Here is a 20022-nt window from a genome sequence, read left to right on the forward strand (position 1 = left end):
CCGCGTTTGCGGTATCGCTGCGAGGTCGAGCCCCGTCAACGTTCGTTGGCGGGGCTTTTGTTATCCGATTGTTAACGGAAAGATAAAGTTTAGTGAGCCTGTGCCGATGAGTGATTCGAGATTCACTCCAACGCGTTGGCGAGGACACCATGCGGCAATGGCTCACAATGATGGCCTGCGGACTCTGTCTGGCACTGGCTTCGGCTGCCCATGCACTCGGCGTTGGCGATCCGCAGCAGGTGTCGCCGCTCAATCGTCCGCTGCATGTGGTACTGCCCCTGAGCGATGCGAAAGGGCTGGATGCATCGCGAATCTCGGTCGTCGTAGCCGACGCCGCGGCCTATCGCCAGGCGGGGCTGACCCGGACTGCCCTGGTCGACACCGTGTCGACTAGGGTCGTGCGTCAGGACGGCGGGTTGACGCTGGTGCTCGAGAGCCCGAATCGGGTGCGGGAACCTTACCTCGATCTGTTGCTGGTGGTGACCTGGCCGGAGGGGCAGTGGCAACGGGACGTGTCGTTACTGTTCGATCCCGTCGACTATGCCAGTTCGAAGCCGCTGCTGGACGGCGATGCCTCGGCGGAGTCACGGCCAGCGTCGACATCGCCCGCACCGGCACCACCTCCGGTGCGGGCAGTGACAGCTGCGCCCGGGGCCTGGCCTGCCCATCTGCCTGTGCAGCCGGGTGACTCGCTGTCGGGCCTGGCGGCCTCGCTACTGCCTCGCGCCGGGATCAGTCGCCAGGCGTTGATGGTGAGTCTCTTTCAGGCCAACCCCGCGGCATTCATCGATGGCGATATCGGCCGGCTGCGGGCCGGGGCCGATCTGCAGGTCCCTGCGGTCGACGCCGTGACCGGATTGTCCCGTGAAGATGCCGTGGCTCGGTTGCGGACGCTGGCGGGACAGGCCCGTGAGAGACGCCCGGTCGTCGATGCCCCAGGGTGGCAGCAAGCGTCCGATCGAGCTGGCAGCGCACCGACCTCGCAGCTCGCCTCGCTGGAGCAGCGTCTGGCCGAGTTGACCGCCGAATCCGAACGGCAACGGACCACCATCGATGCCTTGAGCGCCGAGCGCGACGAACTGCTGGAGACCCTCGCGGCGGTGCCCGCGGTCGGCGTTCAGTCGGCAGCAACGGTGCGCGATGACGATCCCGCTCCCGAACGTTCCCTCGCGGGCCAGACTCCCGCCGGGGAGGCCGATGTCGCGAGCGATCCGGCGGCGGCAGCGGTCGCGCCGGTGGCCGCGGGCAGGAGCGTCTCCGATGCCGGGGCAGCGACCTTGGCGGTGTCTGCCCCGAGCGTCGCTCGCGCGTCGACGCCGATGACTTCGGCGGGAGGGTCGCTGCTGGATCACCTGGACTGGGTCGGTGGCGGATTGGTGGTGGTGCTGCTGGCGCTGTGGGGCTTTCAGCGGCGGCGTCGAGCCAAGGGCGAGGCGCCTCCGGTCGCCGACGATCCCTCCCCGAAAGGGGCGACGGAAGCCGGTGCAAACAGCGCCGCGAGGACATCCCCGCTTCGGCGCGCGGCGGGTCCCGACCTGGATCTCGACTCCGCCTCGATCAGCCAGGCCGATATCTACATGGCCTACGGTCGCTACGCCGAGGCTCGTGATTGGCTGCGCCAGCACCTCGCAGAGCGGGAGGATGCCCAGCTTCGGCTGGGCCTGCTGAGAGCGCTGGGGGAGCTCCGGGATATGGATGCGCTGGAGCTGGCGCTATCCGGCTTTGGCGAGGATGCCACGCCACAACAGCGACGAGCAGGCCAGACCCTGGTCGACGAATACCGCGTCCGCCACGTCGAGGAGAGCTGGCAGGAGGCGACAGGCGACGGCATCACGAGTGATGGTGAAGCAGGGTGGCAGGCGAACGTGGACGACGTCGATGCGCTGTTCGAGTCCCAGGTCCCGCACGCTGCCCCCGAGATCCCGGCCTCGAGGGGAATCGACGGCATTGCGTCTTTCCAGGCGGCCTCGTCCCGAAGCGAAGACGCGCGTTTCGATCTCGATGCCGCTCCCCGTCGGTCCCCACAGGGGGACGTCGAGGAAGCGGGGACGGGGCGCGACGCCTTGGCAGCGCTGTTCGAGGATGACCTGAGCGCGGCTGTCGAAGCTTCGGAAAGGTCACCGCTCGTTGCCCGCATCGAGTACGAAGCGCCGACGCTGGAGCTGGCGACGGAACCGTCAGAGAAAACCACGCCGGCCTCCTCTGAGGCCAGACCCGTCGTCGACTTCTCGGCCCTCTCGCTGGAGCCCATGGAACGGTCGCTGGAGCCCACGGAGCATTCCCTGGAGCCCACGGAGCATTCCCTGGAAATCGTGGCCGGGCCGGAGCGCGGAGGCAGGCTCGAGCCGACGGATGCGGAGTCGTTCGACGACGGCGAATTCGGCATCAGGATCGATGACGCCGCGAGTGCGGCGCCAAGGCATGCCGATGGTGCTGGCGTCGTGTCGAGGATCTCCGAGGAGGCTATTAGCCGTCGACGCGAAGTTCCCGCCGATCGGGACGTCGAGGAGGTGGAATTCCGGTCGTCGCATCGGGATAATGGGCGCCCCTAACGACTTTCGGCTGCACAGGTTTCGATGGCGTTTTTCTCCCGGCAGGACGACAACCAGCCGCTGACGGGCCGTCTGGCCCTTGGCGTCGAGTACGACGGCACGCACTACTGCGGCTGGCAACGCTTGCGCCAGGCTCCATCGGTGCAGGGCGCGCTCGAGGCGGCGTTGACCAAGATCGCCGCCGCGCCAGTGCGCGTGCTCTGCAGTGGGCGCACCGACAGTGGCGTCCACGCCACGCGCCAGATCGTTCACTTCGATGCGCCGGTCCCGCGTACTCAGAAAGCCTGGCTGTTCGGCGCCAACGCGCAGTTGCCGCGGGATATCGCGGTGCGCTGGCTCAAGCCGGTCGCCGACGACTTTCATGCCCGCTTCTCGGCGCTGGCCCGCCGCTATCGCTACCTCATTCTCAATCAGCCGACGCGCCCGGTCATGGAACGGAACAACGTGACATGGTGCCGGGAGCCGCTGGATGCCGAGCGCATGCATCGCGCCGCTCAAGCTTTGGTCGGCGAACACGACTTCTCCAGCTACCGGGCCGCCGGCTGCCAGTCGAAGGTGCCGGTGCGCCACCTCCATTTCATCGAGGTACGCCGCCTGGGGCCGCTGGTCATGATCGATGTGCAGGCCAACGCCTTCCTGCATCACATGATCCGCAACATCGCTGGCGTGCTGGTGGCGGTCGGGCGGGGAGACGAGGATGAAACCTATCCCGCCAGGCTCCTGGCGCTGAGGGATCGCAAGCTGGGTAACGTCACCGCTCCCGCCTGCGGGCTGCACTTCGTCGACGTGCGCTTCGACGAACGCTTCGCGTTGCCCGAGGAGCCGGTCGGGCCGAACCTGATGGCGTTTCTCGGTGACTGGACCGGCGAGCGGGACATGATCCCGGATACACCGCTGATGCGCCGGCGTCGGGTATGGCCGAAGTGGATCGACGATCAGGGCCGGGTGGTCGACCAGCATCCCCAGGCCACGACAGAAGCCGGAGAGGAGGTCTCGCCATGAGTACGGAGATCGATCCGGTCAGAATCAAGATCTGCGGTCTGACCCGAACCGAGGACATTCGGGTCGCCATCGCTTGCGGGGCCGACGCCCTGGGTTTCGTGATGTGGGCGGGCAGCGCTCGCGCCATCGATGCCGACAGACTCGCGACGTTGAGTGCCACGGTGTCGCCGTTCGTGACCCGGGTGGGCCTGTTCGTCGACCCGGGCGTTACCGATGTCGAGGCGTGTCTACCCTATCTCGACCTGCTACAGTTCCATGGCGACGAGCCTGCCGATTTCTGCGCTCGGTTCGGCAAGCCCTGGATCAAGGCGATCCGAATGCGCGACGAGATCGATCTCGGAGCGGCGGCCGAGACCTACTCGGGAGCCGGTGCGCTGCTTCTCGATGCGTTTCGCCCGGGTGTCCCCGGCGGCACGGGAGAGACCTTCGACTGGCAGCGCATCCCCGACTCGCTGGCCAAACCCGTGATCCTCGCCGGTGGCCTGACCCCCGACAATGTCGCCGCCGCCGTCATGCAGGTGCGACCCTATGCGGTCGATGTTTCCGGCGGCGTCGAGTCGGGCAAGGGCATCAAGGATCCGCTGCGGATCCGGGCTTTCTGCGCGCAGGTGCAGGCGACGACCGCCGCACTGTCCGCGGAGTCGTCCGCTGCGCCGTTCACCACCAAATCATCCACCGCCAACTGATGAGGGTCCCTTCGTGAGCCGATTCCACGACCTGACGCAACTGCCGGACGCTCGCGGCCACTTCGGTCCATACGGCGGCCGTTTCGTATCCGAGACCCTGAGCTTCGCGCTGGAGGAGCTCGAGACCATCTATGCCGGTCTCAAGGACGATCCCGAGTTCCAGGCGGAGTTCGACCGTGACCTGACACACTATGTCGGTCGGCCATCCCCGCTCTACCACGCCGAACGCTGGTCGCGGGAGATCGGCGGGGCGCAGATCTGGCTCAAGCGCGAGGATCTGAACCATACCGGCGCGCACAAGGTGAACAACACCATCGGTCAGGCGCTGCTGGCCAAGAAGTCCGGCAAACCCCGGGTGATCGCGGAGACCGGTGCCGGGCAGCATGGCGTTGCCACCGCGACGGTCGCCGCGCGCCTGGGCCTGAAGTGCGAGATCTACATGGGCGCCGAGGATGTCGAGCGTCAGAAGCTCAACGTCTATCGCATGCATCTGCTGGGCGCCACGGTGGTGCCGGTGGAGTCCGGCTCGCGGACGCTCAAGGATGCGATGAACGAAGCGCTGCGCGACTGGGTCACCAATGTCGACGACACCTTCTACATCATCGGCACCGTGGCCGGTCCGCATCCTTATCCGATGCTGGTCCGCGACTTCAGCGCCATCGTCGGGCGCGAGGCGCGTCGTCAGTCCCTCGAGCAGATCGGGCGGCTGCCCGATGCGCTGGTGGCGTGCGTGGGCGGCGGTTCCAACGCCATGGGCCTGTTCTACCCGTTCGTCGAGGACGACGACGTCATCATGTACGGCGTCGAAGCCGGTGGTGAAGGCGTTGCCACCGGTCGTCACGCCGCGCCGCTGACGGCCAACGCGCCGCGGGGCGTGCTCCACGGTAACCGGACCTACCTGATGTCCGACGAGGGCGGACAGGTCGCCGACACCCAGTCGATCTCCGCCGGCCTGGATTATCCCGGTGTCGGCCCCGAGCATGCGCTGTGGAAGGATGTCGGCCGGGTGCGCTACGTGGCGGCGGACGACGACGAGGTGCTGGCGGCGTTTCGCGAACTGACGCTCGTCGAGGGCATCATGCCCGCGCTGGAATCCGCTCACGCGCTGGCCCACGCCAAGAAGCTGGCGGGGGAGATGTCGCCGGACCAGCATATCGTCGTCAACCTCTCCGGGCGCGGTGACAAGGACATCCACACCGTCGCCAAGCTCGACGGCATCGAATTTTGACTGGGGTCGACATGAATCGAACCGCATCCAACCGTATCGACCGACGCTTCGCGGCGCTCAAGGCCCAGGGCCGGACCGCGCTGATCCCTTACATCACTGCCGGTGATCCGGCACCGGCGCACACGGTCGATTTCATGCATGCCTGCGTGGAAGCGGGCGCCGACGTCCTTGAGCTCGGGGTGCCGTTCTCCGATCCGATGGCGGACGGGCCGGTGATCCAGAAGGCGTGCGAGCGGGCGCTGGTGCACGGTACCCGGCTACACCACGTGCTGGAAATGGTGGCCGAATTTCGCCAGCGGGACAGCGAAACGCCGGTGGTGCTGATGGGGTATCTCAACCCCATCGAGCGGATGGGATATGACGTCTTCACGCGCCAGGCGGAAGCGTCCGGTGTCGACGGGGTTCTGGTGGTCGATATGCCGCCGGAGGAAGCCGGCGACAATGCCGCGCTGTTCGCGGCCCACGGCCTGCAGTCGATCTTCCTGCTCGCACCGACGACCTCCGAGGCGCGAGCCAGGGAGATCTGCCGCCACGGCGAAGGCTATCTCTATTACGTTTCGCTCAAGGGCGTGACCGGTGCGGCAACGCTCGACGCCGATGCCGTCGGCGAGCAGCTGAGCAAGCTCCGGCGCGTGACCGAGCTGCCGCTGTGCGTCGGCTTCGGCATCCGTGATGGCGAGACGGCGGCGGCGATCGGCCGGGTGGCCGACGGCGTCATCGTCGGCAGCGCCCTGGTCGGTCGTATCGCCGAGCGTGCCGACGACCCGGCCTCCATCCCCGCGGCGCTGAAGTCGATCCTCGGCGAGATGCGGGAAGCGCTCGACCGTGACGTGGCCGGCTGAGGCCGGGGCGACGATTTGATATCATCCAGCGTTTCCGTTTCTCGTATGGCTGTTTTCAACACTTTCTGTTTTGGCAAATAGGGAAGCTTTCCTGACATGAGCTGGCTAGACAAGATCGTTCCGTCGATGAGCCGCACCCAGCGCAATGACCGCCGCGCTAGCGTGCCGGACGGCCTGTGGCGCAAGTGCCCGAACTGTGAATCGGTGCTCTACCTTCCCGAACTGGAGAAGCACCAGAACGTCTGCCCCAAGTGCCAGCATCACCTGCGGCTGACCGCGCGCAAGCGGCTCAACTGGTTTCTCGACGCGGAAGGGCGCGAGGAGATCGCCGGCGATCTTCAACCGAGCGACCGGCTCAAGTTCCGCGACTCCAAGAAGTACAAGGATCGGCTGGCGTCGGCCCAGAAGTCGACCGACGAGAACGATGCGCTGATCGCCATGCGCGGGACGCTCGATGGCCTGCCGGTGGTGGCGGTGGCGTTCGAATTCTCGTTCATGGGCGGCTCCATGGGGGCGATCGTCGGCGAGAAGTTCGTGCGTGCGGCGACGCTGGCCCTCGAAGAGCGGGTCCCGCTGGTCTGCTTTGCCGCCTCCGGTGGCGCGCGCATGCAGGAAGCCCTGTTCTCGCTGATGCAGATGGCCAAGACGTCGGCCGCGCTCGAGAAGCTCAAGCTGGCCGGCGTGCCCTATATTTCGGTGCTCACCGACCCCGTCTTCGGCGGTGTGTCGGCGTCGCTGGCGATGCTGGGTGACCTCAACGTGGCAGAACCCAATGCCCTGATCGGCTTCGCCGGCCCGCGCGTTATCGAGCAGACAGTACGCGAGACCCTGCCTGAAGGCTTCCAGCGCAGCGAGTTCCTGCTCGAGCACGGCACCGTCGACATGATCGTGTCGCGACCGGAGCTTCGCGAGCGACTGGGCAGCGTGCTGCGCAAGCTGACGCATCAGCCGGTCGTCGGCGTGGCGGCGGACGAAACGTCCGAAGCGGTCGAGGATTTCTCTCCACTACCGGAAGAGCCGGACGCTTCCCGAGCCTCGCGTTAAGGAACCTGTCGAGCCATGAGTGCCACCCTCGACGACTGGCTGGCGCGTCTCGAGCGCCAGCATCCGGTCGCCATCGATATGGGACTGGAGCGGGTGGCCGTCGTGGCCGAGCGGCTCGGTCTGACGCAGGACCCGATCGCGCACCGTGTGGTGACCGTTGCCGGTACCAATGGCAAAGGTTCCACGGTGGCGATGCTGGAGCGGCTGGCTCGAGCCCACGGTTTGACGACGGCCAGTTATACCTCGCCTCACCTCCTGCGCTACAACGAGCGGCTCTGCTTCGACGGTCGTGCGGCCGGGGACGAACTCCTGGTTGCCGGGTTCGAGCGCGTCGAGGCGGCGCGCCTGGCCGGCGATCCCGTCAGCCTGACCTATTTTGAAGCGGGAACCCTGGCGGCACTGGTGACGATCGCCGACGTCCGCCCCGAGCTGGCCATTCTGGAGGTGGGCCTGGGCGGTCGCCTGGACGCGGTCAACGTGGTCGACAGCGACGTCGCGATCATCACCACCATCGCCCAGGATCATGCGGATTTTCTCGGCACCGATCTCGAGGGCATCGGCTTCGAGAAAGCCGGCATCCTCAGGCAGGGGCGACCCGCGGTGCTGGGTAGTCGTGAACTGCCGGTGAGCGTGTCTCGGCGGATCCAGGCGCTGGCCGTCGCCGATCATTGGCTGGGCCGCGATTTCGATCACGCCGAGGCCGGCGATGGTGGCTGGTCCTGGCAGGGCCGGTCGGAGGTGGGTGATCGCTATCGTCTCGATAGCTTGCCCGACCCGGGGTTGCCGCTGGACAATGCCGCCGTCGCGCTCGAGGCCCTGAGCCTGTGCGGTGTGCCGCCACGAGAGGCCGAATCTCGCCAGGCGATGTCGAACGTGGCGCTGGCGGGTCGGCTGCAGTGGCTGGGGAACTGGTGCTTCGACGTGGCGCACAACCCGCATGCGGCCCGTTACGTGGGCTCTCGGCTGGCCCGGCGCCCCCGACCGGCACGCCGTATCGGACTGCTCGGCGTGCTCAGGGACAAGGACGCCGAGGCGCTGATCGAGGCGCTGGCACCGGTCGTCGACGTGTGGCTGCCGGTGGGCTTGCCGGGTGAGCGCGGCCGCTCCGGTGAGGAGCTTGCCACGGTCGTTGCCTCGCAGGGCGGAGAGACGTTGGCGGCGGCCTCGTCGCCGGCGGCGGCTGTCGCCTGGCTGGCGCCTCGTCTTGCGCCCGATGAAGAAGTGTTAGTATGCGGTTCGTTTCTGACCGTGGCCGGCGCGCTCGAGGCGCTCCAGACCCGGCTGAATGACGAGGCGTAGTGAATTCGATCACAGGATGATCGAGCGGCTGTCGAAGCATGTCTAAGGAGGTCCAGGTCCTATGAAGTATGGATGGCGTGAACGTATCAGCGGCGCGGTCATTCTCGTCGCGCTGGGGGCCATTTTTCTGCCGATGCTGTTCGACGATCCCGAACCGCGCCAGCAGGAACCAGGGCCGGTCATGGTGATCGAACAGCCGATCGACGGAGGCGAGACACGTCAGCGCATCATCGAGTCGCCGCAGCCGCCGGCGTCGGTCGCTACTCAGAATGGCACCAACGGTGGCGATACTGCCGTCCCCGAGCCGGATACCCGCGGTCAGCTGGGGACGGGCAGTGACGACTCGTTCGGCCAGAACGGCGCTGGCGGCGGATCATCCACCACCAGCGGCGATGATCCGATTGCCGATATCGCCCAGTCCGAGCAGCCACAGTCGGCTTCCCGTCAGCCCGAACCGGAGCCGGAACCGGAACCGGCCAAGCCCGCTGTCAGCCAGCCCTCCTCGCCGCCGCAGGCGTCGACGCCCGAACGCACCCCGGCGAGCAGCGATGGCAGCTGGGTGGTCCAGGTCGGCAGCTTCGGTCAGTCCGACAACGCCACGCGACTGGCGGCCAAGCTCAAGGAGCAGGGCTTCGCGGCATACTCCCAGCCCCGGGACAACAATCTGACCACGGTCTACGTGGGGCCGTTCTCGTCGTCGGACGCCGGTGAAAAAGCTCGCGCCGAGCTCAAGCAGGCCGCCAATATCCAGGGGCTGCTGATCCGCAAGCCGGGTAGCTGATGACATTGACCTGGCTCGACTATGCCTTCCTGCTGGTATTGACGATATCGATGCTGGCAGGTTTCATGCGTGGCCTGGTACGGGAGGCGCTGGGACTCGGCGCCTGGATCGTGGCGTTGCTGGCGGCACGGGTATTCGCCAAACCGATCGCCGATCTGCTGGCACCGTACATCTCCCACCCCGACGCACGGCTGGTACTCGGTTTCGTGCTGATCATCTTCGTGGTGGTGATGATCTGCGGCTTCGTCATCCGGCTGCTCAATGCGGCGGTAGAGTGGGTCGGCATGGGCTTCTTCAATCGTCTGGCCGGAGCGGTCTTCGGTCTGGCCCGGGGAGCCGCGATCCTGGTGATCGTCACGGTCGTCATCGGGCTGACACCGCTGGCGCAGTTGCAGGCGTGGCAGCAGGCGCAGTTGAGGCCATCGTTCGAATCCCTGCGCGAGTGGGCACTGGTTCAGCTGCAGAGCTGGGACGTCGATACGACGGCTGCGGAGGATGCCATGCGGCAACTGCCGATGACATTACCGCAAAGCGACAATTCTTCATCCAGTCAGAACGGGCGGGGTGTGACGATTCCGATCCCCGGTCCGACCGAAAAACCAGCGCCCTGAAGGAAGCGATGAACGAATAGGCGAGCAGGATGAAGTGCCGGATATCCGCAGCGCAGGCCCCTGACGCATGGGACCTGGGCGATGATTCCGGGGATCGCGTCACGGCGCGATTCATCCACGCTGGCATTCGTGCACTGTTTCCCGAGTGGGTGCGACCAAGCGAGGTAAGTCGGCATGTGCGGTATCGTAGGCCTCATGGCCAATGAAGCGGTCAATCAGTTGATCTATGACGCATTGACGGTTTTGCAGCACCGCGGACAGGACGCCGCCGGCATGATGACCTGGGATGAAGGTCGCTTTCTGCTGCGCAAGAACAACGGGCTGGTTCGCGATGTCTTTCATACGCGCCACATGAAGCGTCTGCAGGGCCACCTGGGGATCGGTCATGTGCGCTATCCGACCGCGGGTTCGGCGAGCGAGGCCGAGTCCCAGCCGTTCTACGTCAACTCGCCCTACGGCATCACCTTGGCCCACAACGGCAACCTGACCAACTCCGATCAGCTCAAGCAGGAGCTGTTCTCTTCCGACCTGCGTCACATCAATACCAGCTCCGATTCCGAGGTGCTGCTCAACGTGTTCGCCCATGAGTTGGGCAAGCAGGGGCTCTACCTGACGCCGGAGGACATCTTCGACGCGCTGCGTCGCGTCCATCGCCGCTGCAGTGGCGGTTACGCGGCGGTCGCGATCATCAATGGCTTCGGCCTGGTGGCGTTCCGCGACCCCCATGGCATCCGGCCGGTGGTCTACGGCACGCGCCAGACCGCCGAGGGCCAGGAGGTGATGATCGCCTCCGAGTCGGTGGCGCTCGATGTCGCCGGCTTCGAACTGGTGCGCGACCTGGCACCGGGCGAAGCGATCTTCGTCGACATGGACAAGAATATCCATACGCAACAGTGCGCCGACAAGCCGCGGCTGACACCCTGCATCTTCGAGCACGTCTACCTGGCGCGCCCCGACTCGATGCTCGACGGTGCCTACGTCTACGGCACCCGGATGCAGATGGGTCGCAAGCTGGGCGATCGCATCCAGCGCGAGTGGCCGGATCACGATATCGATGTGGTGATCCCGATTCCGGATACCTCCCGGACCACGGCGCTGGAACTGGCCCAGCACATCGGGGTGACCTTCCGTGAAGGTTTCATGAAGAACCGCTACATCGGGCGGACCTTCATCATGCCGGGCCAGACCCAGCGCAAGAAATCGGTTCGCCAGAAGCTCAATGCCATCGCCAGCGAGTTCGAGGGCAAGAACGTGCTGCTGGTGGACGACTCCATCGTGCGTGGCACGACCTGCAAGCAGATCATCCAGATGGCGCGGGACGCTGGCGCCAACAAGGTCTACTTCGCTTCCGCCGCACCGGCGGTGCGCTATCCCAACGTCTACGGCATCGACATGCCGGTGGCCACCGAGCTGGTCGCCCACGGTCGCACCGATGCCGAGGTCAGCGAACTGATCGGCGCCGACAAGCTGATCTACCAGGACCTGGAGGACCTCAAGGCCGCCTGCCGTGAGGTCAATCCAGCGCTGGACGATTTCGATTGTTCCGTCTTCGACGGCAGTTACGTGACCGGCGATGTCGACGAGGCCTATTTCGCCGCGCTGGAGGCTTCGCGCAACGATGCCGCCAAGCAGCGCGAGAGCCTCAATGCCGTGGTCGACCTGCACAACGATATCGAAGACGATTGAATCTTCCGACCCGATGATCCGCTCATCGGGTCCTGCTTTCAGGAGCTGCAGGATGAGTTTTGACGACGACCTCACGCCGGGGTTGGAGACCCTGGGTCTGGAGACGCTGGCGATCCGCGCGGGGCACGAGCGTACCCACGAGCAGGAGCACGGCGAGCCGATCTTCCCGACCTCGAGCTTCGTCTACGGCAGCGCTGCGGAGGCGGCGCGCAAGTTCAAGGGCGAGGAGCCGGGCAACGTCTACTCTCGCTTCACCAATCCCACGGTGCGCACCTTCGAACGGCGGCTGGCGGCGCTCGAGGGTGGCGAGCGCTGCGTCGCCACCAGCTCCGGCATGGCCGCGATCCTCTCCACTGTGTTGGCGCTGCTGGAAGCGGGCGACGAAGTCATCGTCTCGCGCTCGGTATTCGGCTCGACCATTGCTTTGTTCGACAAGTACCTCGCCAAATTCGGCGTGGTGCCGCGCTATGTCGAGCTCAACGACCTGGCGCAGTGGGAAGCGGCGATCACGCCCCGGACCAAGCTGCTCTTCGCGGAGACGCCGTCGAATCCGCTCAACGAGCTGGTCGACATCGCGGCGTTGGCCGAGCTGGCCCACCGCCACGGCGCCTGGCTTGCGATCGACAACTGCTTCCTCACCCCGGCGCTGCAGCGGCCGCTGGATCTGGGCGCGGACCTGGTCATTCACTCGGCGACCAAGTATCTCGACGGTCAGGGCCGCGCGATCGGCGGGGCGGTCGTGGGGCGTGACCAGGAGCTCGAGCAGCTCTACGGCGTCGTTCGTACCTGCGGCCCGTGCATGAGCCCGTTCAACGCCTGGATCTTCCTCAAGGGGCTGGAGACGCTGAGCCTGCGGATGGAGGCCCATAGCCGCAACGCGCTGGCGTTCGCCGAGTGGCTGGAGTCGCAGCCCGCCATCGAGCGTGTCCACTACAGCGGACTCGAGAGCCATGCGCAGCATTCACTGGCCAGGCAGCAGCAGCGGGGGTTCGGCGCCGTGATGGGGCTCGAGGTGAAGGGCGGCCAGGAGGCGGCATGGACGGTGATCGACAACACCCGGTTGATGTCGATCACCGGCAACCTGGGGGACGTCAAGACCACCATCACCCACCCCGGTACCACCACCCACGGCCGTCTCAGCGACGAGCAGCGCGCTTCCGCCGGCATCCGTGACGGCCTGATTCGCATCGCCGTCGGGCTGGAGACGCTCGACGATCTCAAGGCCGATCTCGAACGGGGCCTGAAATTGCTCTAGCCGCTCCGTCGGCCGTTTCGATAAGCTCCGGCATTCTCGTCGGAGCTTTTTTCTTTTCTCCTGAACGCCCGCTCCGTCCAGAGCAGGTTTCGCCGTTGCCGCACGTCCCAGATCCTACCGGTAGACGCTGCGACGCCATTGTTTCCCGTTCGTCATCAATCGTTTTACGGATCCCGCTCTAGCGTCCTGATCGTCAGGCAGTATGCTGAATCGGAACGAAGGGGAGATACGCCGTGTGGGGTAATACGCGATCGGGTTGGGGCTGGGTCAGCATCGCCATTCACTGGGCGAGCGCGCTGGCGATTTTCGGTCTGTTCGCCCTGGGCTGGTGGATGACCGGTCTGGGTTACTACGATCACTGGTATCACCTGGCACCGTGGTGGCACAAGTCGATAGGCATCCTGGTACTGCTGGTGAGTGTCCTGAGGGTGATCTGGAGAGTGCTGCAGCCGACGCCGGTCGCCCATGGCACGCGGCTTGAACGACGTGCGGCGCACATCGGCCATGGCCTGATCTATGCGCTGATGTTCGTCGTGATGATCTCCGGTTACCTGATTTCCACGGCGGAAGGCGATGGCATCAGCGTGTTCGGCTGGTTCACCATGCCGGCGCTGGTGTCGGGTCTGCCGAATCAGGCCGTGCTGGCGGGCGACGTGCACTGGTACGCGGCTTGGGCGCTGGTCGTTCTGGCCGTCGGCCACGGTCTGGCGGCATGCAAGCATCACTGGCTGGATCGCCAGGATACGCTGGTTCGGATGCTGACGCCCCGCGCGGCCAGGCAGCGCTGATCACGTTTTCCCGGCCAGGGCGACCGACTTACGAGCCGGTCGCCCTGGCCGAATCGCTCGACAATACGAACGCAAACGCTTCGAGGAGCAAGACGATGTTGAAGAAGACCGCACTCGCCACGCTGATCGCCGCCGCGTCGGCCATGCCGCTGGCCCAGGCCCAGGCAGCCGACTACAAGATCGACACCGAGGGCCAGCACGCCTTCATCCAGTTCAAGATCAGCCACCTCGGCTACTCGTACATTCTGGGCAACTTCAAGTCGTTCGACGGCGGATTCAGCTACGATCCCGAGTCCCCGGACGACTCCAGCGTCAACGTCACCGTTGACGTCGACAGCCTGGAAACCAATCACGCCGAGCGTAACAAGCACATCCTGAGCGGTGACTTCCTCAACGCGGGCGAGTTCCCCCAGGCCACGTTCCAGTCCACCAGCTTCGACGTCGACGATGATGGCGAGGAAGCCGAAATGACCGGCGACCTCACCCTTCATGGCGTGACCAAGCCGGTCACCTTCGAGGTCGATCACATCGGTGGCGGCGACGACCCGTGGGGCGGCTATCGGCAGGGCTTCGAAGCTTCCACGACACTGGATCTGGCCGATTTCGATATCGACATGAGCCAGTTCCCGGAGCCGATGCACAGCGTCGAACTCTATATCGTGCTCGAGGGTATTCGTCAGTAAGACGTTTCGGGCAGGGAGGGCGTCCGCCGACGACCTCCCAGTACGGGATCCCGGCCATGTGCCGGGATCTTGCGTCATGGGGTATCGGTGCGGGAAGCGTCGTCTGGCCCGCCGTGGCAGAGATCAGCGCTCGCCCAGATAGTGCGCGACCTCGCGCCGGTCGCGTCGGTGCTTCCAGCGCCGAACCCAGCGGCCGCGGCACCAGAGCGGGCCGCGCCAGGCGATGTCACGAAGATCGCCCAGGTTGAGCGCCTTCCAGTGCTCGTTGTGGCCGTGGTGCAGGGCCCGGGATTCTCCGCCGGCAGCCTCTTCCAGCGAGGCCAGCAGCAGCGCGTTGCGCTCGCGCGTGGTCAGCCTCGCGCTGCGACCGGCGGGCTTCTCCCTGGCGAGAAACAGGTTCGGATCTTGTCGGCTACGCAGTTTCGCGTCGACATCGATGGCGTCGTTCTCGTCCCGGGTCAGACCGAACATCTCGAGCGTGGGCGAGGGTTTCAGGTGATCGGTCACGACGAGTAGATCGGCGTCGACACCGCTGCCATCGTCCAGGATCAACTGACCCCGGTGGTAGCGGGTTGCCTTCGCGACCAGCTCCAGTTGCAGCCCGCGACGATGCAGGCGCTGCGTCAGCCAGCGATTGGCGCGCTGGCAGGCGCCGGGAAGCAACTTCCGGTCGTTGGCGATCAGCGTCACCGGCAGTCGCCGTCCATAGCGTTCGCCGAGTGCCAGCAGATTGGCGGCAAGCTCGACGCCATTCGGCCCGCCGCCGAGGAGTGCGACTCGTGGCAGTCTGGCCGCGGCGCCGGCGAGTTGGCTTTCCAGTCGTTGGCGCAATTGCCACAGATCGTCGGCGGAAACCGTGAAAACGCCCTGCGCGGTATAGAAACCGGGGATGGCGTGCTCATCCACGACCGGTGGCAGGTCGAGCGATAGCCAGTCGTAATCGAGCTCGCGCCCGTCGGTGAGCGTGAGTCGGCGCTGGTGTCGATCGACCTGGACCACGTCGGCGCCAACATGTACGCCGCCGTGAACGGCGATGCGGTCGGCAGGAAGACGAACGTCGTCGCGCTGCCATTCGCCGCCCAGCATGCCGCCGAACCAATCCGAGAATGCGAAATCCTGCCGGGTGACCAGCGTCACTCGGACACCGTGTCGTATGAGCCGCTCTGCATGAGCAGCAACGTGGAGATGGGCGTCGCCGTTGCCGACGAGTATCAAATGCCGGCCCTCGGGCGGAGGGTCGGTAGCGCGCGGCTGGGTATTTGGCATGCCTCGATCCGGGCGGAAAATCAGCATTCAGTCTAGCATGGGCTGGGAGCAGGGCTTGAAGATGTCGTTTTCACCCACAGTCTCCTTCTAGCCACGCTTCGATTTCATCTGACCTTTCCGATCAAGGAGAAAGCATCGTGACACGTCATCTACTGCCGCAACCCGGTCTGGGAACGTATCGTCTCAAGGAGCAGGCGGTGATCGATTCGGTGACCTCCGCACTCGAACTCGGCTATCGCCATCTCGACAGCGCCCAGATGTACGAGAACGAGGCGGCGGTGGGCAAGGCGATCCGCCAGAGCGGCGTTGCGCGCGACGAGCTGTTCGTGACCACCAAGATCTGGTGGGACAAGCTGGAGCCGGAGGCGCTGACCCGGGCCGTCGAGCAGAGCCTCGAGAACTTCGGTCTCGAGCAGCTCGATCTGATCCTGATCCATTGGCCTTCGCCCGGTGACGAGGTGCCGATGGCGGATTATATCGCCGCCCTGGATGCGGCCCGGGCGCGCGGCCTGACCAGGCACATCGGGGTTTCCAACTTCACCGTCGCCCAGATCGACCAGGCGCTCGGCTTGCCGGGTGGCGAGAACATCGTCACCAACCAGATCGAGGTGCACCCGTTCCTCGCCAACCGCAAGCTGGTCGAGCACTGTCAGGCCAAAGGGCTCGATGTCACGGCCTACATGCCGCTGGCGGTGGGCAAGGTGATGAAGGACCCGGTGCTCGAACGGATCGCCAACGCCCACGATGCCTCTCCGGCGCAGGTCGCCCTGGCCTGGATCGCGGCACGCGATATCATCGTGATTCCGTCCTCGACCAACCCGGCCAATCAGAAATCCAATCTCGAGGCGATGAAGCTTCGACTCAGCGACGACGAGATCGCCCAGATCGACGATCTCGATCGGGGCGACCGGCAGGCCAATCCATCGTTCGCGCCGCAATGGGACGAATGAAACCGGGCGGCGAGCGCGAGTGGCCTCACGCCAGTTGCCGTGAGACGAAGCTTTGCCGCCATCGAATCTTTATCGCGCTCGCGGGTCAAAGCGTTACCGTTTCAAGAGGACAAGCGATGCGTACATGGATGATGGCGAAGCGAGGGTGTTCCGGCCTGCGCCCTGGCCTGGGTCTGGGCGTGGGCGTTCTGGCAGCCATGCTGGCGTTACCGGTCTGGGCCCAGGATGGTACGACGACGCAGGATTCGGCGCCGAATGCCGCGGCAAGCGATGAAGCGCCGCAGGCGCCGGCCAATGCCTCCCAGGTCGACCACGAGTCGATCGAGAAATCCGGCGGTGTCGGGCGGGAGAACGCCGGTTTCACCGATGGTGGCGCCCAGACTCCAGTCGACCAGCGCCCCAACGCCTTGAGCTTCGATCAACTGGATGTGGATGGTGATGGCGTGATCGACGAGGACGAGGCGGTCAGCGCCAAGCAGCAGGCCCTGTTCCAGCAGCTCAATGATCCGGAAGCCGGCGGCGTGACTCGGGAGCGCTTCGAGCAGGCGATGGGTGCCGATACGTTACCCGAATGACATCGTGACGCCGTGGCGTGACCATCCCAGAAAGAAAAATCCCGGCCTGAGCCGGGATTTTTTTCGTCGAGCCGGGTGAACGATGCCGGGTTCAGTCGACGACGGCAGCGATCGCCTTGGCCACGTAGGGCAGGTTCTCGCTGGTGAAACCGGCGACGTTGGCGCGGCCGGAGCCCACCATGTAGATGCTGAACTCGTCGCGCAGCCGCTTGACCTGCTCGGTGGAGAGCCCGGTATAGGAGAACATGCCGCGTTGCTCTGCCACGTGGGCAAAGCGCTGGTCGAGGCCATAGGGCTTGAGCGAATCGACCAGGTCGCGACGCAGGGTATTGATGCGGTCGCACATCTCGGTCAGTTCGCTTTTCCAGAGCTGGGTCAACTCTTCGGACTCGAGAATGTCGACCACGATGGCTGCGCCATGGGAGGGCGGCGTCGAGTAGTTCTCGCGCGCGACGATCGCCATCTGGGAACGTACGTTCTCCATCTGCTCGGCGGTCTTGGCGATCACGATCAGGCAGCCGGTACGCTCGCGGTAGAGGCCGAAGTTCTTCGAGCAGGAGCTGGTGATCAGCATCTCCTCGAGATTCTCGGCCAGCAGGCGGACGCCGAAGGCATCGATCTCCAGGCCGTCACCGAAACCCTGGTAGGCGAAGTCGACCAGCGGCAGCAACCCGCGCTCCTGGACGACGTCCAGGACCTGGCGCCACTGCGCCTGGTTGAGGTCGAAACCGGACGGGTTGTGGCAGCAGGCATGGAGCAGCACCACGTCACCCTGGGGGATCTGCTTGAGGGCAGCCAGCATGCCGTCGAAGTCGAGACGGTTGTTCTCGTCGACATAGGGGTAGCGCTGGATCGGGATCTCGGCGCCCTCGAAGATGCCGATGTGGTTGGGCCAGGTCGGATTGGATAGCCACACGCTCTTGCCCGGCAACTGGGTGCGGATGAAATCCGCCGCCAGGCGCAGGGCGCCGGTGCCGCCGGGTGACTGGGTGGCGCTGGCCCGGTTGGCGGCCAGGACCGGCGAATCCGGACCCAGCACCAGTGGCAGGACAGCCTTGCCGTAACGCGGATCGCCATGGGAGCCGATGTAGCTCTTGGTCGTCTCGCTCTCCAGCAGGCGAGCCTCGGCCTGTTTCACGGCGCGCATGATCGGCGTGTTGCCGTTGGGATCCCGGTAGACGCCGACGCCGAGATCGACCTTCTGCGGATTGGCATCCTGATTGTACGCTTCGATCAGCCCGAGGATGGCATCTCCCGGGACGCGCTCGATCTTCTCAAACATTAGCGTGCACTACCTCGTCGGTTCTGGCGGCCATGATGAAATCGTTGCGATGCAGGCCGCGGATCTTGTGGGTCCACCAGGTCACGGTGACCTGGCCCCATTCGGTGGTGATCGCCGGGTGATGGCCTTGCGACTCGGCGAGTTCGCCCACGCGGTTGGTGAAATCCAGGGCCTGCGCGAAATTGCGGAACGTGAAGCTTCGCTGCAACTGCATGATGCCATCGCGTTCCACGATCTGCCACTTGGGCAGGGCCGGAAGCAGGTGGTCGATCTGCTCCGGCGTCAGCGGCGCTGCGTCCCGGTGACAGGCGCTGCAGTGCTGTTCGGCGAGGGTCGGCATGGCTCGATCTCCCGGCATGAATGACAAGCGCCATGCGGCTTTGGCATGGCGCGGAACGCCGCCGCCGGACGTCAGGCGAACCCGACGACCTCATGCGGCACGTAGGGTGCTTCCAGTTTCTCGACCTCCTCCGCTGTCAGGGTGATCTCCAGCGCACCCAGGGCCTGATCCAGATGAGGTGCCTTGCTGGCGCCGACGATGGGAGCGGTGATCCCGGGTTTCTGCAGCAGCCAGGCCAGCGCGATCTGTGCAGGTGAGACGTTGCGCGACTCGGCGAGCCCTTGCAGCGCCTCGATGACCGGGGCGTCACGCTCGAGCCCCAGCTTCCAGTTGCGCATCTGCTCGTCGCTCCTGGCGCGCGTGGTACTGCCTTCGCTGCCCACCGGCTTGCTGCCGGCGAGAATGCCGCGGGCCAGCGGGCTCCATGGAATCACGCCCACACCCTGATCCAGGCACTGGGGAATCATCTCGCGCTCCTCCTCGCGGTAGATCAGGTTGACCATCGGCTGCATGGTGGCGAACTGGGTCCAGCCGTTGCGTTCGGCGACGTGCTGGGCCTTGGCGAACTGCCAGGCGTGCATGCTGGAGGCGCCGATATAGCGCGCCTTGCCTGCCTTGACCACTTCGTGGAGCGCTTCCATGGTCTCCTCGATGGGCGTGTCATAGTCCCAGCGATGGGTCTGATAGAGATCGACGTAATCCATCCCCAGACGCTCGAGCGAGGCGTCGATGGCGTGGTGAATGTGCTTGCGCGACAAGCCGCGTTCATTGGGCGACTTGTTGCCGGTGGGGTTGTAGACCTTGGTCGCCACGACCACCTCCTCGCGCCGGGCGAAATCGTTGAGCGCCTTGCCGACGACTCGCTCCGACTCGCCGTCGGAGTACATGTCGGCGGTATCGAAGAAGTTGATGCCGGCAGCCAGTGCCTGCTGGATGAAAGGGCGGCTCTCGGCTTCGTCCAGCACCCAGTCGCGCCACTGCGGCGTGCCGTAGGTCATGGTACCGAGACAGAGGGGGGAGACCTTGAGGCCAGTGCGGCCGAGACGACGGTATTCCATGCGAGAACTCCCGGTGAAGCGTGGATGAAGGGGACTTCTCACCATAGCAGTCAATGGCGACTTCGTTACGCGGATCGCCATGACCCGACAGTCC

General features: G+C 65.4%; 19 protein-coding genes. 15 read left to right on the forward strand and 4 right to left on the reverse strand.

Annotation, left to right across the window (positions count from 1 at the left end):
• Nucleotides 1-149 precede the first annotated feature (149 nt).
• The 13 genes from DOM45_RS12540 to DOM45_RS12600 all read left to right on the forward strand — a co-directional run bounded on the left by DOM45_RS12540 (nucleotide 150) and on the right by DOM45_RS12600 (nucleotide 14457).
• Entirely contained in the window at nucleotides 150-2552 is a 2403-nt protein-coding gene (locus DOM45_RS12540; protein ID WP_157958414.1) for a FimV/HubP-related protein, read from the forward strand.
• A 24-nt stretch (nucleotides 2553-2576) separates the two neighbouring features.
• Entirely contained in the window at nucleotides 2577-3554 is a 978-nt protein-coding gene (gene truA, locus DOM45_RS12545; protein WP_110601000.1) for a tRNA pseudouridine(38-40) synthase TruA, read from the forward strand.
• Nucleotides 3551-4240, forward strand: coding sequence for a phosphoribosylanthranilate isomerase (locus DOM45_RS12550; RefSeq protein WP_110601002.1), 690 nt, complete (start codon nucleotides 3551-3553; stop codon nucleotides 4238-4240). Before truA ends, DOM45_RS12550 begins: the two co-directional genes overlap by 4 nt.
• 13 nt (nucleotides 4241-4253) lie before the next feature.
• Nucleotides 4254-5468 (forward strand): tryptophan synthase subunit beta, encoded by a 1215-nt coding sequence (gene trpB / locus DOM45_RS12555; protein WP_167404621.1) that lies wholly within the window; start codon nucleotides 4254-4256, stop codon nucleotides 5466-5468.
• 11 nt (nucleotides 5469-5479) lie between these two features.
• On the forward strand, nucleotides 5480-6310 hold the full coding sequence (gene trpA / locus DOM45_RS12560) for a tryptophan synthase subunit alpha (RefSeq protein WP_110601005.1): 831 nt from the start codon (nucleotides 5480-5482) through the stop codon (nucleotides 6308-6310).
• A gap of 96 nt (nucleotides 6311-6406) precedes the next feature.
• Nucleotides 6407-7354, forward strand: coding sequence for an acetyl-CoA carboxylase, carboxyltransferase subunit beta (gene accD, locus DOM45_RS12565; RefSeq protein ID WP_205909451.1), 948 nt, complete (start codon nucleotides 6407-6409; stop codon nucleotides 7352-7354).
• Between the two features lie 15 nt (nucleotides 7355-7369).
• On the forward strand, nucleotides 7370-8653 hold the full coding sequence (locus DOM45_RS12570) for a bifunctional folylpolyglutamate synthase/dihydrofolate synthase (protein ID WP_110601007.1): 1284 nt from the start codon (nucleotides 7370-7372) through the stop codon (nucleotides 8651-8653).
• Nucleotides 8654-8714: 61 nt separating this feature from the next.
• Complete coding sequence (locus DOM45_RS12575) at nucleotides 8715-9434, forward strand: SPOR domain-containing protein (protein ID WP_110601009.1); 720 nt, start codon at nucleotides 8715-8717, stop codon at nucleotides 9432-9434.
• Nucleotides 9434-10045 (forward strand): CvpA family protein, encoded by a 612-nt coding sequence (locus tag DOM45_RS12580; protein WP_110601011.1) that lies wholly within the window; start codon nucleotides 9434-9436, stop codon nucleotides 10043-10045. Before DOM45_RS12575 ends, DOM45_RS12580 begins: the two co-directional genes overlap by 1 nt.
• Before the next feature lie 174 nt (nucleotides 10046-10219).
• A complete protein-coding gene (gene purF / locus DOM45_RS12585; RefSeq protein WP_110601013.1) occupies nucleotides 10220-11731 on the forward strand; it encodes an amidophosphoribosyltransferase in 1512 nt (503 codons plus the stop codon).
• A gap of 52 nt (nucleotides 11732-11783) precedes the next feature.
• Entirely contained in the window at nucleotides 11784-12986 is a 1203-nt protein-coding gene (locus DOM45_RS12590) for an O-succinylhomoserine sulfhydrylase (protein WP_110601014.1), read from the forward strand.
• Between the two features lie 233 nt (nucleotides 12987-13219).
• Nucleotides 13220-13774 carry a cytochrome b gene (locus DOM45_RS12595; RefSeq protein WP_110601015.1) on the forward strand — a complete coding sequence of 185 codons (555 nt, stop codon included), beginning with the start codon at nucleotides 13220-13222 and terminating at the stop codon, nucleotides 13772-13774.
• A gap of 95 nt (nucleotides 13775-13869) precedes the next feature.
• The gene (locus DOM45_RS12600; RefSeq protein WP_110601017.1) at nucleotides 13870-14457 is read left to right on the forward strand and encodes a YceI family protein; all 588 of its coding nucleotides are present in this window, start codon (nucleotides 13870-13872) and stop codon (nucleotides 14455-14457) included.
• A 123-nt stretch (nucleotides 14458-14580) separates the two neighbouring features.
• Here the strand turns inward: DOM45_RS12600 and DOM45_RS12605 are convergent, their stop codons facing one another.
• Nucleotides 14581-15723 (reverse strand): NAD(P)/FAD-dependent oxidoreductase, encoded by a 1143-nt coding sequence (locus DOM45_RS12605; RefSeq protein WP_157958415.1) that lies wholly within the window; start codon nucleotides 15721-15723, stop codon nucleotides 14581-14583.
• Between the two features lie 137 nt (nucleotides 15724-15860).
• Here DOM45_RS12605 and dkgB point away from each other — a divergent pair, with 137 nt between their 5' ends.
• Both dkgB and DOM45_RS12615 read left to right on the forward strand, forming a co-directional pair.
• The gene (gene dkgB, locus DOM45_RS12610; protein WP_110601019.1) at nucleotides 15861-16673 is read left to right on the forward strand and encodes a 2,5-didehydrogluconate reductase DkgB; all 813 of its coding nucleotides are present in this window, start codon (nucleotides 15861-15863) and stop codon (nucleotides 16671-16673) included.
• A gap of 116 nt (nucleotides 16674-16789) precedes the next feature.
• Nucleotides 16790-17248 (forward strand): EF-hand domain-containing protein, encoded by a 459-nt coding sequence (locus DOM45_RS12615; RefSeq protein WP_110601020.1) that lies wholly within the window; start codon nucleotides 16790-16792, stop codon nucleotides 17246-17248.
• 91 nt (nucleotides 17249-17339) lie between these two features.
• Here DOM45_RS12615 and DOM45_RS12620 read toward each other — a convergent pair whose 3' ends face one another.
• From DOM45_RS12620 to DOM45_RS12630, 3 genes are all read right to left on the reverse strand, one after another.
• Nucleotides 17340-18530 (reverse strand): amino acid aminotransferase, encoded by a 1191-nt coding sequence (locus DOM45_RS12620; protein WP_110601022.1) that lies wholly within the window; start codon nucleotides 18528-18530, stop codon nucleotides 17340-17342.
• Nucleotides 18523-18870 (reverse strand): 4a-hydroxytetrahydrobiopterin dehydratase, encoded by a 348-nt coding sequence (locus DOM45_RS12625; protein WP_110601023.1) that lies wholly within the window; start codon nucleotides 18868-18870, stop codon nucleotides 18523-18525. Before DOM45_RS12625 ends, DOM45_RS12620 begins: the two co-directional genes overlap by 8 nt.
• A gap of 71 nt (nucleotides 18871-18941) precedes the next feature.
• The gene (locus DOM45_RS12630) at nucleotides 18942-19928 is read right to left on the reverse strand and encodes an aldo/keto reductase (RefSeq protein ID WP_110601024.1); all 987 of its coding nucleotides are present in this window, start codon (nucleotides 19926-19928) and stop codon (nucleotides 18942-18944) included.
• Nucleotides 19929-20022: the final 94 nt, after the last annotated feature.

This window comes from Salinicola lusitanus (genome assembly GCF_003206045.1).
In the GTDB taxonomy this organism is placed as follows: Bacteria; Pseudomonadota; Gammaproteobacteria; order Pseudomonadales; family Halomonadaceae; genus Salinicola; species Salinicola lusitanus.

Bases quoted from the DNA above. Each gene is read 5' to 3' on its own strand.
- DOM45_RS12540 (WP_157958414.1), top strand. From the start codon at position 150: ATGCGGCAATGGCTCACAATGATGGCCTGCGGACTCTGTCTGGCACTG.
- DOM45_RS12630 (WP_110601024.1), bottom strand. From the start codon at position 19,928: ATGGAATACCGTCGTCTCGGCCGCACTGGCCTCAAGGTCTCCCCCCTC.
- DOM45_RS12600 (WP_110601017.1), top strand. From the start codon at position 13,870: ATGTTGAAGAAGACCGCACTCGCCACGCTGATCGCCGCCGCGTCGGCC.
- trpA (WP_110601005.1), top strand. From the start codon at position 5,480: ATGAATCGAACCGCATCCAACCGTATCGACCGACGCTTCGCGGCGCTC.
- accD (WP_205909451.1), top strand. From the start codon at position 6,407: ATGAGCTGGCTAGACAAGATCGTTCCGTCGATGAGCCGCACCCAGCGC.
- DOM45_RS12605 (WP_157958415.1), bottom strand. From the start codon at position 15,723: ATGCCAAATACCCAGCCGCGCGCTACCGACCCTCCGCCCGAGGGCCGG.
- purF (WP_110601013.1), top strand. From the start codon at position 10,220: ATGTGCGGTATCGTAGGCCTCATGGCCAATGAAGCGGTCAATCAGTTG.
- DOM45_RS12570 (WP_110601007.1), top strand. From the start codon at position 7,370: ATGAGTGCCACCCTCGACGACTGGCTGGCGCGTCTCGAGCGCCAGCAT.
- DOM45_RS12620 (WP_110601022.1), bottom strand. From the start codon at position 18,530: ATGTTTGAGAAGATCGAGCGCGTCCCGGGAGATGCCATCCTCGGGCTG.
- truA (WP_110601000.1), top strand. From the start codon at position 2,577: ATGGCGTTTTTCTCCCGGCAGGACGACAACCAGCCGCTGACGGGCCGT.
- DOM45_RS12625 (WP_110601023.1), bottom strand. From the start codon at position 18,870: ATGCCGACCCTCGCCGAACAGCACTGCAGCGCCTGTCACCGGGACGCA.
- DOM45_RS12550 (WP_110601002.1), top strand. From the start codon at position 3,551: ATGAGTACGGAGATCGATCCGGTCAGAATCAAGATCTGCGGTCTGACC.
- DOM45_RS12575 (WP_110601009.1), top strand. From the start codon at position 8,715: ATGAAGTATGGATGGCGTGAACGTATCAGCGGCGCGGTCATTCTCGTC.
- DOM45_RS12615 (WP_110601020.1), top strand. From the start codon at position 16,790: ATGCGTACATGGATGATGGCGAAGCGAGGGTGTTCCGGCCTGCGCCCT.
- DOM45_RS12580 (WP_110601011.1), top strand. From the start codon at position 9,434: ATGACATTGACCTGGCTCGACTATGCCTTCCTGCTGGTATTGACGATA.
- DOM45_RS12590 (WP_110601014.1), top strand. From the start codon at position 11,784: ATGAGTTTTGACGACGACCTCACGCCGGGGTTGGAGACCCTGGGTCTG.